Consider the following 15557-nt stretch of genomic DNA (forward strand, 5'->3'; position numbering starts at 1 on the left):
TTAATAGCACCGTGGCTTTTTTATGTAAAAAAGTTCAAAAAGAATCTAAGTCATGATGTTTTTTTGTGCAGCTGTGCTAATATTTTGTACCTCTTTTATTCATGGATGATTTATATGAAACTATTATTTAATTTAGCTGTTGTTACAGCATTTATTCCTTTTTTTACTCAGGCTAACTTTGCCGGAGCACCAAATAACGGTCTTGGGGCACGCTTAATTGACGATATAAACCAAGATGGTGTTGCTGACTACGCTAGCTACAATGTAGATAGCTTTTACCCTAAATATGAGGTTTTTTCGGGGGATGATGGTTCATTAATTAAAGAATTTGATGTACCCGATAACTTGTCATGGACCCAAGCTCATTGGCTTGATGATCGCAATAATGATGGCGTAAATGATTTAGGTTTTTTTGGTGAAGATCTTATAACTAACAAGTATATTTTTATTCTTAAAAATGGCAAAACGGGTGAAACGATTAAATCCTGGGTTTGGAATAAATCGTTGAGTAGTGCTGAGTTTATTGAACTTACAGATGTTACCGGTGACGGCATAAGTGATTTTGGTATTTTTGGAGAACATCTTCAAAATGGTACGTTACAGCTGCAAATAAGAGATGGCAAATCTAGAAACTTAGTTAATACTTTTAAATGGCCTAATAATTGGAAAGATCCTAAAGTTGTGAGTTTAAGTGATGTAACAGGGGATGGTATTTCAGAAATTGCTGTATATGGTAAACATCTACGCCGCAATAATGGTCAGTTATTTGTTTTTGATGGTGTTAATCCAACTAATAAACTTGATGTATATAACTGGGTTAAAAATTGGGATGTAACTAGTTTATATGTATTAGATGATTTAAATGGGGATGGTACATTTGATTTAGGTCAGTTTGGGCGAAGGTATGATGATAACCGTTATCAAATGATTATCAAGCATGGTAGTACTAAAGTTGGTACTGTGCGCACTTTAACTTGGAACACAAACATAAAAATTAACACGCCTTTAATACTAAGTGACTTTACTGGTGATGGCGTTAAAGAAGTTGCCATTGCTGGAATGGATTACAGTGATGCTAAATTTAAAGCGCTTATAAACGATGGGCGTTTGCCTAATACAAGACTTAAAAATATTAGTTGGCCACAAGGTCAGTGGCATCTTGGCTCAGTGGTAATTGAGTTGCATGACTTTGATGGTGATGGTGTTAAAGAAATTGGTTTAGTAGGGGCTGCTCGCACGTCCAACCGTATTACATTAAGTGTAAAAAGTATTGTAACGGGCAAGCAGCTTGCTTTGTATGAATGGGACCATCAATGGAATGCTTATCATATTGAGTCAGTTGATGCCAATAAGGATGGTGTTTTAGATATAGCACTCATTGGAGTAAAACAGCACACATTAAACTCTAGAGTTTCGGTTATTGATGGGCTGAATCACGAAGTTATTTTTGATAAAATTTTAGACGACTCTTTAAGCTCTTTAACTGAGTTTGCGAGTGCACAGGCAAATGATGATTTTAGATATGCAACTTATTTTAACGATGCTTTACGTACCGAAAAAGGGGCGGAGCAACTTTTATTTGACGGAAATAACATTAATAATGCGGGTAGTTTAGCTCCATACGAAATTGAAAATAGTTTGCTTTCGGTTTTTTCGGGTGATGATAAAAGTGTTTATGATTTTCTCTATGTAGCAGATGATTTTGCTATCGCCACGGATGAGCAAGGGCAACTTTCAATGTATTCATCTATAAAGCCAAGCTCTAGCACCATATTGAATGTATGGGATGAATTAGATCTTATAGATAAGCAGTTTGATTTTTTAAGTTATGGAACTAACGGTAGCTCAAATTCTAATAAATTAATGGTAAACAGTGTTGGTTTTGTAGATGCAAATAATGCTGTGATCAATTTTGAAGGGATGTTTTACTCGGCTCCATGGGATATAAATGAACTAGGCCAATTAGTTATTAAGCTATCACATAATTCAGAAGTGGATGATTTAATTTATAGTGTTCTAGCGACTAATGATCAAATGTTTTACTTAGTTGATGCTAATAGAAGCAACAAGCCAAGTGTTATGAGTAGTAGCAATATAGTCACTGCAACGGTCTTTGGTTTGTGGCTTATGAATCAATAATAAATATTAGGAAGTAATTTAATTTACATTTTTTATACATTATTTTTGATAAAGCTTGTTTACTTTTTGTAAATTGTACTACTATTATGCTTTGATAAATTCCCCTAATTAAAAGGACTTAGTTATGAAAATTGCTAATTTAGCAATTGGCGCATTTTTGATTGCGCCCATTTCTTTGATTGCATCCGAAACCTCTCCATATATTGACCTGCAACAACTAAAAAATGTTAACGATGAGTATAAAATAGCTAATTATTTTTCTGAAAATAAGTATATCTCTTCACGCTCTGTATTAGCTAAAAGCTTACAAATAATGAGTGCTAATAGCTTACATGTTAATAGCAATGATTTTACTTTTGACAGCGTAGCAAAAGCACAGTTTACAATTCTTGAAAATGGTAATGAGGCTGCATTACCTTATTTTAGTACTGCCTTGTATTTAAATGACGATAAAACCGGTGTAGCAGGTTTTGATGGTAGTTCGTTTTTTTATGAGCAGAATATAAACTGGGCTGTTAATAACGGCATATTAAATATAAAAGCTGAGCCTCGCGCTGAAACCTTTAATGATTTCCCGCCGTTTGAAGATATTGCCAGAAAGTATGGTCAGGAATTCGCCGATCATTTAACTACAAAAGTTGATGCCGGGGAGCTTTATTCTCCTTTAACATATACAGAACAGGTTAGCTTTGACGTTAATTTGAGTAAATTAACCGCAGATAATGACCATGTTGATATTAGGATGCATGGAACTAACTACACTGAACTGGATGTTCCAGATGAGTGGGATTGGCTAGTTTCATCAATATCTTCGAGTGAAACTTTTGATCGAGAAAGTAAACTCTACGAAGTGAAAAGTAGCCTTTTAAGTGAGCAAAGCCAAGTTGAGCTAGCTGGTAAGTGGCTTATTGGATTACCGAGTAATGTTATTGATTATTTTTCACCTGAAGGTCTACCTGGTATTTATAGTGATAGATTGACGTTAAATGCGGATGGTTCTGTAACAGATGCTTTTTCGCAGAATGAATTTACTTGGTCTGCAACTAGTGGTGTGTTTAGCTTAGTAAGTGGCGATACGCGCTTTGAAATTACGCCGTTTATTGAGGTAGAAAAAGGTTACTTAGCAAGCATTAAAGAATATAAAAATAACGTGTTTGTACGCACATTCAACTCACAAATGGCTAAGTTTGATAATTCTTATAATCAGTTTACGGATAGTTTAATAACGAAATATCCTTATGTATGGTCTGCTGGCATTAACTTATATTTTCAGGAACCAAGTAGTTCAATAGTTAACTTTGACAATTTGTTCGCTTATAAGTTTTTATCAGATGGGACATTTTACCGTGGTATTAGTCAAGATTATGAAAACAACGGTATGCTGCAATTTGGACAAAAATGGGAGTACAACATTAATGATAATGATGTTGTTACAAGTTATACAACAGATGATTATAAACGCGAACGCCATTGGGAAGTACTATCTGTAGATGGCAATGGTACAGCATTAGTCTTTGAATATTCATATATTGGTTATGACAATAATTTAGATGGTGTTGTAAGCGATGACGAAATACAGCCATTTATACCTCCGCGCTTAAATTCTATGCTTAAAGTTGATTTAAGCACTTATGATGCGTGGAATTATTTACCTGATTCTGACGATGATGGTTTAAAAGATATTAAAGAGGAAGAGTTAGGTACAGATATAAATAACTCAGATTCGGACTTTGATGGCTTAAATGATGGTGAGGAAGTATTAAATGGTACTAACCCTTTAGATCAAGACAGCGATAATGACGGCTTTACTGATAGCTTTGAAATAGAACAAAGTAGTGACCCTCTTTCTGCAAATTCAACCCCAGGTTCAACCTCTCTCAGCTTTATTAATTCAGAAGTTAATAATCAGCGAGTGGCATTATTAAGTAACGTTAAAGAAGGCTGGATTCAAAAGTCAGGCTTGGCTATTGATTTTAATAGTAATGGCCAGGTTGTATTGGGTGAACAATGGCTTAGTTCTTACAGTAAAATTACGACGAGTTGGCAAATTGATGATGGTGTTATTACGATAAATGGTGGTGGTAACACGACATTAAGTGGTGGTTATTATTACTACCCGTTTAACGATATTGAACAGCGTTTTGGTTATGACGTTGCACAGTGGCTTAGAGAACAAGTTGATGCGGGTGCTCTTACCCATGATCAATTTTTAGAACAAAATTACGAGGTTATTGAACGCAAGTTAATTAAGCATTCACAAATAAACGATGAACTTAATGTAATTTCTGTTTTAAAAGCTAACAATTCTTTAATTATTCCTGAAGCTTGGGGTTATACGGGCAGTGTTAACATTAATGAGACAATTACAGAAGAAGTAGTGCAATGGGATAATGTTTTAACTAGCACACTTAGCTCTTCAAGCAGCGATGTTCAAGGTAAGTGGTTAGCATTTTTAAATTACGATGTAACGTTTGGTGCTGCTCGCGGTTTAGGTACTCAATCGGGTATTTATGCAGATACGTTAGCTTTACAAAGTGGTGGTGGCGTTAGTACTGTAAATTCTAATAAAGTACTTAATTGGACGTTTTCAAATGGAATATTAACGCTTAATTCTGATAATGAAGAAATTATTGTTACGCCATTTAAGCAACAGGGAAAAACACACTTAGCATTTTATCAAGTATTTGATGGTGATCAGCTGAGTGAGGTATATATTGCGCCGCTTGCCAAATTTGATAATTCTTTTACACAAATTACTAATAACTTAGTTACTTCATTACCACAAATTCAATTTGCAGGTATTAATGCGCATCTTCCAGAACAGTGGGATGGCGAACAGTTATATATTGAAAATATTTTTGGTTATCAATTTCGCAATGATGGAACATTACGCCGTGGTGTAAGTGGCTATAGAGATTATAACAGTCAATCTACTAGCTTTGGCATGGGTCAAGAGTGGACTTATACCTTAAATGGTAATCGAATAATTATGAATTACAGTAATGCTTATTCAGCACGTGAAAGAATATGGGATGTGATATCGGTAGATGAAAACGGACGAGCTTTGGTTTACGAGCGCTCTCGCTTTGATTTAGATACAAATAATGATGGTGTTATTAGTGATGATGAGCGAGGTGCTTTTATTGCGCCTAGAGTTAACACGCTTGAAACCCTAGATTTAAGTAACTGGGAAAGTGAGTGGGACGCATTACCTGATGGTGATGGTGATGGTTTAAATGACTACCAAGAAGATGATTTAGGTACAAGTAAAACGCAAAGCGACTCTGATTTTGATGGTTTATCTGATAGTGAGGAAGTGGCATTAGGGCTAAACCCTTTATCTATGGACTCTGATGGCGATGGTTTTACTGACGGCTTTGAAATTGAACAAGGCAGTGATGCATTAAATGCAGGCTCTACTCCTGGTTCAAGTACATTGCAATTTGATGTCGATGACCTCGAGGGTAAGCGTGTAGCAATGACTGATGCAGCTCAGGCTGGCTGGTTAGCCCATAGCGGTATTGCACTTAAATTTAACGACAATACAACTGGAAATATTGGTAATGGTTGGTTAGATACTTATAAATCTAGCTCATTTACATGGGAAGTGATAAATGGCCAGATCAATCTAACTAATCAAAATATTACTAATACTTACTTTAATAATTATGGTTATCCATTTGATGAAGTAAGAGATAACTTTGGCGCTGAGGTTGCTGATTGGTTAATAAGTAAAGCCGATAGTAATGAAATTCCTTATGATATGCAGTTTGAGCATTCAGATGTGCGAGTAAAAACAGTTATTACTCCTTATGGTGAAGGCAGTGGCCTACAAGAGGTTATTGTATCGACAGCTAATCAAGTTACTTTAGTATTACCTAGTGAGTGGAACTATGAAGGTGAGCTTCCAATATACGAATATATAGATGAATCAATTCGTGATTGGGAAGTAAACCCCGCTAATTTATTTAGCGGCTTTAGTAGTTCAGACATGTTAGGTAAGTGGAGTCTGTTTTTACCACTTAAGGTGACCTATGGGCCTACAAGGGGCCTTGATACTATTAATGGTATATATGCAGATATGATGACGTTAAATAGCAATAGATTTGCAGAATCGCACCATTTTGGTGTTCAATATCAATGGGTTGTTGACGAAGAAAAGCTCGTAATTACAAACTCAGTTGAGCGCATTGAGGTGATGCCTTATAAACAAGAAGGCAATAAGTTACTTGCGTTTTATGAAGTGTACCAAGCGGAAGGTTTAACAGAGGTGTATATAGCGCCACTGGCCAAGTTTGATAATACATATATTAAATTAACATCCAATTTAGCAACGCAACTACCCCAAATGCAGTTATCCAGTATTAATGCCTATATGCCTTTTAATTGGGATAATAACACTTTAAATATTGAGGGTGTCTTTGGCTATCACTTTCGTGAAGATGGTACTTTACGTCGCGGCTTAAGTGGTGTTTTTAATTATTATAATGGTGAAGGCTCTTCAAGTTTATTCATGGGTGAAGAGTGGCGCTACGCAGTAGATGGCGATCGTATAACTATGTCATATAGCGATGATTTTGCGGAACGTGAAAGAATATGGGATGTTATATCTGTTGATAGTAATGGGCGTGCATTGGTATTTGAGCGCTCAACCTATGACTATGATGTGAATAATGATGGTGTAATAAGTAATGATGAGCGCGGTGTATTTATTGCACCACGAATGAATTCAGTTGAGCTATTTGACTTAAGTAGCTACAGCGAGTGGTTTGACCTACCTGATTCTGATGGCGATCGTTTAAATGATTACCAAGAAGCTGATTTAGGTACTGATATTTATAATGCTGATAGCGACTTTGATGGCATGTCTGACTTTGATGAAGTCAATAATGGCCTAAGCCCACTAGATGCAACAGACGCCACTGCAGATGCTGACAACGATGGCCTATCCAATTTGGATGAGTTGTTATTCGGGACCGATATTAATAATGCTGATACAGATGGTGATGGTGTATCTGATGGGGATGAAATACAGTTAGGTTTAAACCCGCTTGACCCTAATGATATAGCCAATGCGCCTTCTGATTTAGTGAAATTTACAGACTACAATGGTGATGGTGTTATTGATTGGCTTAAGCATTCTGTAGTGGGTGATGCCGTATGGTTAACTGTATTAGATGGCCGCGACTTCTCAGCCTTTAGCTTTTTTAACATTAGCAGCGAGTTAGAAAACTTAAGTGTGGAACTGCTTGGCGATAGAAATAACGACGGCATAAAAGAGCTGGGCTTATTTGGCTTTAATAACGCAGTAGGGCGCTATCAGTTAGCGGTTTATAACGGTTACACAGGGCAAAGCATGGGCACATGGAACTGGCCTGAAACGTTAAAAGATGTAGAGTTTAAACTACTTGATGATTTAACTTTAGATGGCGTGCAAGAGTACGCGATAACGGGTATTCATTTAACTAACGGCACTAAACAGCTGTTTGTAAAAGACGGTGTGAGTAAACAAACCTATAAAACGTTTAAATGGACAAACCAATGGTTAAACGCGCAAATAGTACAAATGAGCGATATAACCAACGACGGCGTACCAGAAGTGGCGTTATATGGTCGCCATGAGCGTTTAGATAAAGGCCAACTGTTTGTTTTTGATGGCGCAAATAGCAACAACAAACTAGACGTGTATAACTGGAACAAACTGTGGAATAACCTAAGCCTACATAAAATGGACGACTTAGATGGCGACGGCACCACAGACTGGGGACAATTTGGTCAACGTAAAGATGATGGCCGTTACCAATGGGTTGTTAAAAAAGGGCACGATAAACAAGGCGTAATACGCACGTTTAGTTGGCCTAATGACTTAAGTGACGTTAAACCCCTATTACTTGCAGATACAACAGGGGATAACGTAAGCGAAGTTGCTTTATATGGTAAAAATAGCAGTGGAAAAGTATTTTTACGTGTAAACGATGGACGCTTAGCCAATACCCGTATTGCGAACTTTAGCTGGCCAGCGACTTGGACAGAAGAGCAAGTAATGGAGCTGGGTGACTTAAACAGCGATGGTATAAATGAAGTTGCTTTATTGGGTGTAAATATTAACTCAGGCAAATACCAGCTAGTAATAAAAGATGGACGTGCAACCACAGAATATGGACGTTTAACACTAGAGGGTAACTTCGCTGATTTAACCATAAGCTCATACGATGCAAACAGCGATGGGCAGGCTGACGTTATAGTAAATAGTGTTAATGCTGGAACATTAAGCCGCATCAGTGTTATTTATAGTGGCGAGGGTTTAGGATTGCTAAGCACAACCATTCACTAAGCTGATATTTAAATAGGTAAAAACAGAAGCCACGGTGTTAATAGCACCGTGGCTTTTTTGTAAGGACATAGCGCTAGCACTTAGCGCCATCTAACAAGTTAAAAAGTACTCGCAAAATAATGTTTCTGATTGTTAAATTTTGTTCAATTGCTATAATTACATTTGTGTAAAATGTAAATGAATGGTTTATTATTTTAAGTTTTAAAGCAAAGGAGTGCTTAAATGGTCAAACAGCAATTAAACATGATGACGTTATGCTTTTATTTAGTATGGTTATCTAAAAAAGAGTCACTAACCTCCCCAGGTGACTTAGTTTCTTCTCATTTATTCAGTGTTTATAGATATAAAACATCTCGAATTTTTTTTACTTTAAAGTCTTCTTTATTAGCGCGATTTTTATTTTCAAACTCACCTTTAGTCAAAATGCATCTTTAGTAGGGCCGGTACTGAATAAAAAAGTAGTTTAGTTAATTTAAAATAATAAATTTTTAGTTTTCTTTTAGAGGTAAAACTAACTTAGAAATAAAGTAAAAGGTTATTCACTTAAATTATGTGATTTTTTGTATGTAGCGGCTAATAAAACTGAATTTAAGCTATGTTTCCAGCTTGAATGTTAATGGTTAACTAGCTGATATTTAATTAATTAAAATATTTAATAATATTAATTTATAAACTTAAGGACTAGGGTTATGAAAGTTTTGAATGTCATGTTTTTTTGCCTCCTTGCCTTACTCAGTAGTGTTTTAAATGCTACTGAGTACGGCTGGGAAATGGTTAAAAAACCTAAAGAAATAATGGGCTACGATAGTAATATTGTTGTATTTAAAGATGCTTTATACACTTTAAATGAAGACCAGGTGTCAGTGTCTGCTGATGGTAAAGAGTGGGCGCCAATAGACTTAAGTCATCTTAGTTTAAAAAGTGACATATTCGATAATTTTAGCTCATCGGGAACTGCAATTGCGTTTCAAGGAAATTACAGCGAACTTGTATATAGCCTTGATGGTATCGAATGGAAAAAATCCGACCTGTCTTTTGGTGACTACGGTTTATGGAGTGATAAAGAAAGCTTTTACTTTTGGGGATATCGAAACAACCAACAAACTTTGATGAAAACAAATGATTTTGTAACCGAAGCCGTTGTTTCAGATATGTTTAATTTATTTCCATCTTATGATTTTGAAAATAAAAGCTATCATATTAGAGATATAGTATTTTATGAAGATATTGCTTTTATTTCTGTTTCAGAATACGACTACGATAGTGGTGAAAATGTAGAATACCTTTTAAAAACACAAAGTTTTATAGGTTCTGAAGTTATTAACTTGCCTGCAGGTAATGGGCAGTTTGACGATGTGATAACTATTAACGAGGTAGTTTATATTTCACTAAGCGGAAATGGCAATGGGGTTTATAAGTTAGCTGCAGATAACCAACTTATTAAAATATACGATTCTATTTTTTACGATGAATTCAACTTTTTAGCGCAAGGTGATAACCATTTTGTAATTGATAGAAACGGCCGTGTTGCACCACTTACTTCTGACGCAAGCTCTCTTGTTTTTGGAGAGAGTGTATTAGGTCTTATTAATACTTCGTATTTTTTTAGTTTTAACGCCGAGCAGTATTTTATTGCATACAATGGCAGGGTAGGAAAAGTTAACGTTGATTTATCGGAAGCTGAAATTATAAAAAACGAGGTTTATCTAGCTGATGTAAACGTATTTAACGATGAAATTTTAAGTTTAAAATATGAGATTGATATTAGTTATAATACAACCACTAGATTAGAAGCTTATAACATTGAAACAAGCACCACCAGGGTATTGCTAGAGCAACAAAATAATACTGCGAGAAGCTTGCTTGTACGTGACGGTATGATCCATTTGTTAGGTGACTCATCATTTTTCAGCTCAATTGATGGAAATAATTGGATAGAAACAAGTTATGGCTTAGATGATTTATTATTTTTTAATAGTGTTAAAACTTTAAGTAATGGTGAAATACTTTTAGAAAGTTATAACGGATTGTATTTAGGTACTAATTTAGAAAGTCTTGAACCTTTAGAAGTTACCTTTGATGACGAAGACTTATTTGTAAGCCGAATAGAGGACATGTATTACGTTAATGGTGCTTATTATGCAATGAGCAATCTTTCTGACGGAACAAGAGGCTTAATTTCGTCGGATGATTTAACTAGTTGGGTGGTTTTAGAGACGTCTTTCCAATATGCAGAGTTACTTTCTTTTAGTGAAACTGAGTTACTACTAAAAACCTATGATGAAAACGGACAATTTCAGGTATTAGTTTACGATACTGTTGTTCAGCTGTTAAGAGATTTTACACTCGATTTTGTTGGTGATATTTACAGATTAGACTCATTTTATTTTCAAAATGCGACTTATAATTATGTAAATTATTCGCAATTAATTAAAACTGAAAATGGCAATGTTACCCGCGAAATAACCCCTCAACGTTTTAATAATATAGAACAATTATTTACAAGCGGCGACACATTATTTAGCTACAACAATAGACGAGATTTTTATGTTCGTAAGTTGCTTTCAGAGCTCCCTGACACAGATGGCGATGGCTTAAACGACTTAATAGAGGAGTTCTTAGGAACGGATCCTGCTGTGGCTGATGCACACCAAGACTTTGACAATGATGGTTTAACTAATGCCGAAGAGTATGCTGCTGGTACATCTATTCATAATTATGATTCAGATAATGATGGCTTAATGGATGGACACGAAGTTGCTTTAGGTTCAAACCCATTACTAAGCGATACTGACGGTGATGGTGTATCTGACTATGAAGATTCTGAACCTAATAACTCCAGTGTAACTACATTAGTTAAAAAAATTGGTGAGATTGAGTTTGAAAGTGAAATTATCAAACAGTGCATCACTGACAGTTATTCATTAGAGCAATCGGTATACGATGTAATTTATTTTAGTTGTTGGGCACAAAGTGATACGGCAATTGAAAATATTTCTGACTTAGCTAACTTTAAATTTTTAAGAGAGTTAAGTTTGCCATATGTGGAAGTTACAAGCTGGGAGACTCTAGAAAAACTTGAATATTTAACCACATTTAGAGGCGCAAAATTAACAGATGACGAGCTTAATTTACTGGCAAATAAAACCCGTATAGAACATGTTGATATTCGCAACTCTGTTTTTTCTAACTTGCAGCCATTAACTGAGCTTCCTAATCTGGCAACTCTTGAGTTGTACCAAACTACAGTGAATGACTGGCAAGATTTAATCAATATTGAGCTGACAAACCTATCAGTTCAGGGTACTAACTTTACTGATGCATCTTTAATTAATACATCAGCTAGATTTTTTGATGGATCGGATACTGAGATTGCTAATTTACCGTTATTAAGCTCGTTAAATCAGTTAAACCGCTTGTATCTATGGGGTGTTAATGCAGATGATTGGTCATTTTTAAGCTCGCTAACTCAGTTAGAAGAACTATATTTAGGTAATTCAAACTTCGCTGATTTGAGCTCTATAAATAGTCGTAATTTAACAAGTTTATACTTGAATTATACACAAATTACGGATTGGAGTAGTGTTAGCGAGTTTAAATCACTTAAGCAATTTAATGCAGGGCAAACAAGTTTTAGTGACTTATCTTTACTAGAAGGGGCATCAGTTGAAACTTTAGATGTTTCGGAAACTCAGATATCTAATTGGGAGCCAATCAGTGGTTTTACAAACTTATATAACCTTTATGTAAGAAGTACATCCTTTTCAGATTTAAGTTTAATAGATTTCAGCTCAGGTAGCTTAAACATTGATATTGCATATACGCATGTGGAAGACCTATCGCCATTATTTGATTTTACGACAAGTTATTTACGAGTTGGAATTGACGGAATTCCGTTAACTGACCCTGCACAATTAGATACCTTAACTAACTTAGGAGTTGAGTATTACGGTACTCCTTCGGGTTTAGAGGACTCCGACGGTGATGGTATTAGAGATGCTTTAGATAATGATGACGATAATGATGGAATGAGTGATGAATATGAGCTTGAAAATGGGCTTGATCCATTAAATGCATATGATGCAGGTTATGACTATGATGGTGATGGTTTGACAAACCTTGAGGAAATGACTTTAGGAACTAACCCTCAGTCGTCTGATACTGATGGGGATGGTCTAACCGACGGTCAAGAAATAACCTTAGGCACTAATCCAGCACTTAGCGATTCTGATAACGATGGTGTATCTGACTATGAAGATGCTGAACCTAATAACTCTAATGTAACTGCACATGTGAAAACAATTGGTGAGCTTGAGTTCGAAAATGCTGTAATTGAGCAATGTATTAGAAATGATTATGCACTTGAAGAGTCGGTATATAGTGTGGATTATTTTTACTGTTGGTCTAATGATAACGCTGAAATTGAAAACATTAACGACTTAGCGCACTTTAAGTTTTTGTCTGATTTACAACTGAATGACATACTAGTAAATAATTGGGATGGTTTGGAAGCGTTTATTAATTTAAGACGTTTTGCTGGTGCAAATATAACTGACACAGCTCTTTCATCAATGACTAGTTTAGAAAATCTAGAAACTATTGTTTTGTACAACTCGCAGCTTTCTAATTTAGCGCCTTTGATGAGTTTACCTAATTTATCATCTCTAGATTTTAATAATTTAATAATTGAGGATTGGCAGGCGTTAAATGACCTTTCGATTTATCACTTATGGATACAAGGCGGGAATTTTACCGACACATCATTAATTAGCGAATCAGTAAATTATTTTTATTTAGGTAATGCAGAGGTTTCTGATTTTTTTGGCTTGAGCTCACTACCTCAGCTTAGAGGGTTTCGTTTATGGGGCACAGAAGTTGATGATTGGTCATTTTTAAGCTCTTTATCTCAGCTTGAGCATTTATATTTAAATGATACTAACTTTACAGATTTAAGCTTAATAAATGCTTCTAATTTAAGGACGTTAGATTTATCTGGTGCACAACAAATTACAGATTGGACAAATATTACTGGGTTTACTTCATTAGATCGTTTAGAGCTTTCAAACACAAGCTTTAGTGATTTAACTCTTGTAAATAATCTACCTCTGTATAGTTTAGACCTAAGCAATACATCAGTAACGAATTGGGAGCCAATTAGTGACTTTGAAGGGTTACGTTATTTCTATGCTGCAGGAACATCATTTTCTGACTTGAGCCTACTAACTCTCGGTGATAACCACTATGGTTTTGATATTTCTAATACTCAGGTCTCTGATTTATCTCCATTATTTGATTTTTCGGGTGTTGGGTTATGGTTACGAATTTATGATATTCCATTATCGGATTTAGAGCAGTTAACTACATTAACAGAGTTGGGGGTTGAGTATTACGGTGAGCCAGCAAGTCAAATAGACTCTGATGGTGATGGTATTGCAGATGCCATAGATGACGATGATGACAACGATGGGATGAGTGATGAATATGAGCTGTTATATGGCTTCGATCCATTAAATTCTGATGATGCAAATAGTGACTTTGATAGTGACGGTTTAACGAACCTTGAAGAAATGTTACTTGAAACTAACCCACTTTTAGATGATACAGATAATGATGGAGTTACAGATAATTTAGATACGTTCCCGCTTGATGCGACTGAGTCAGTTGATACCGATAACGATGGTATAGGTAACAACGCTGATTTAGATGATGATAACGACGGCATATCTGATGAAGATGAACTTAAGTTAGGCCTGGACCCGTTAGACCCAACAGATGCTAATTTAGCACCTGCTAACTTAGTACAGTTTAGCGACACCAATGGTGACGGTACAGCCGACTGGCTGAAGTATTCACTTATTAATGGTAATGCTTTGTTTAGTATTATTGATGGGCGTGACTTTACCGAGTTAGCTGCGTATGAGCTAAGTGATGGGTTTGACTCAACAAGTATTCAACTGTTGGGTGACCGTAATAACGACGGCATAAAAGAAATGGGCTTATTTGGTTTTAATAGTGCTGTAGGGCGTTACCAGTTAGCGGTTTATAATGGCTACACAGGTCAAGGCATGGGCACATGGAACTGGGTTAACACCTTAGGTGAGGTTGCCTTTGAATTAGTGGGTGATTTAACTAACGACGGTGTTGAAGAGTACGCGATTAGCGGTATTCATTTAACCAATGGCACAAAACAGTTGTTTGTAAAAAATGGCGCGACCAAGCAAACGTATAAAACGTTTAAATGGCCAAACCAATGGTTAGACGCACGTATAGTTATAATGAGTGATGTAACTAACGACGGTATACCTGAAGTTGCGTTATACGGACGCCATGAGCGTTTAGATAAAGGGCAACTATTTGTTTACGACGGCACCAATGCCAATAACAAATTAGATGTGTATAACTGGAACAAACTGTGGAATGACATAAGCCTACATGAAATGGACGACCTAGATGGTGAAGGCACTATTGATTGGGGGCAATTTGGTCAGCGTAAAGATGACGGTCGTTACCAATGGGTAGTTAAAAAAGGCCATGACAAGCGCGGTGTAATACGCACGTTTAGTTGGCCAAATGACTTAACAGCAGCGCAGCCGCTATTGTTAAGTGACCGAACAGGAGATGGTGTAAAAGAGGTTTCAATGTTTGGTAAAAACGGCAGTGGCAAAATGTTCTTACGTGTAAACGACGGACGCTTAGCAAATACCCGCATAGCGAATTACAGCTGGCCAGCGGTATGGTCAAATGAGCAAGTAATGGAGCTAGGTGACTTAAATAGTGACGGCACACAGGAAGTAGCGTTATTAGGTGTTAATGTTAATTCAGGTAAATACCAGCTTGTTATAAAAGACGGACAAGCACTTACTGAGTACGGACGTATAACGCTAGAAGGCGACTGGGCTGATTTAACCATTAGCTCATACGATGTTAATAGCGATGGGCAGGCTGACATTATTGTTAACGGTGTTGATGCAAGTACATTGACGCGCACAATAACTGTATACGGCGGTAACGACTTAGGATTACTAAGTACAACTATTCATTAAGCGGATATTTAAATAGGTAAAAACAAAGCCACGGTGTTAAT

At 36.1% G+C, this 15557-nt stretch carries 3 protein-coding genes; all 3 read left to right on the plus strand.

The annotated features are described in order from the left end of the window. The first annotated feature begins 114 nt into the window (after positions 1–114). The 3 genes from JG479_RS02440 (at position 115) to JG479_RS02450 (ending at position 15516) form a co-directional block, all read left to right on the plus strand. Positions 115–2139, plus strand: a complete 2025-nt coding sequence (locus JG479_RS02440) for a hypothetical protein (protein ID WP_200219873.1) — start codon at positions 115–117, stop codon at positions 2137–2139. Between the two features lie 124 nt (positions 2140–2263). Then, positions 2264–8473 carry a thrombospondin type 3 repeat-containing protein gene (locus JG479_RS02445; protein WP_200219874.1) on the plus strand — a complete coding sequence of 2070 codons (6210 nt, stop codon included), beginning with the start codon at positions 2264–2266 and terminating at the stop codon, positions 8471–8473. A gap of 689 nt (positions 8474–9162) precedes the next feature. Further along, the gene (locus JG479_RS02450; protein ID WP_200219875.1) at positions 9163–15516 is read left to right on the plus strand and encodes a hypothetical protein; all 6354 of its coding nucleotides are present in this window, start codon (positions 9163–9165) and stop codon (positions 15514–15516) included. Positions 15517–15557: the final 41 nt, after the last annotated feature.

The sequence above is a fragment of the Pseudoalteromonas sp. LC2018020214 genome, from assembly GCF_016598755.1.
Classification (GTDB): Bacteria; Pseudomonadota; Gammaproteobacteria; order Enterobacterales; family Alteromonadaceae; genus Pseudoalteromonas; species Pseudoalteromonas distincta.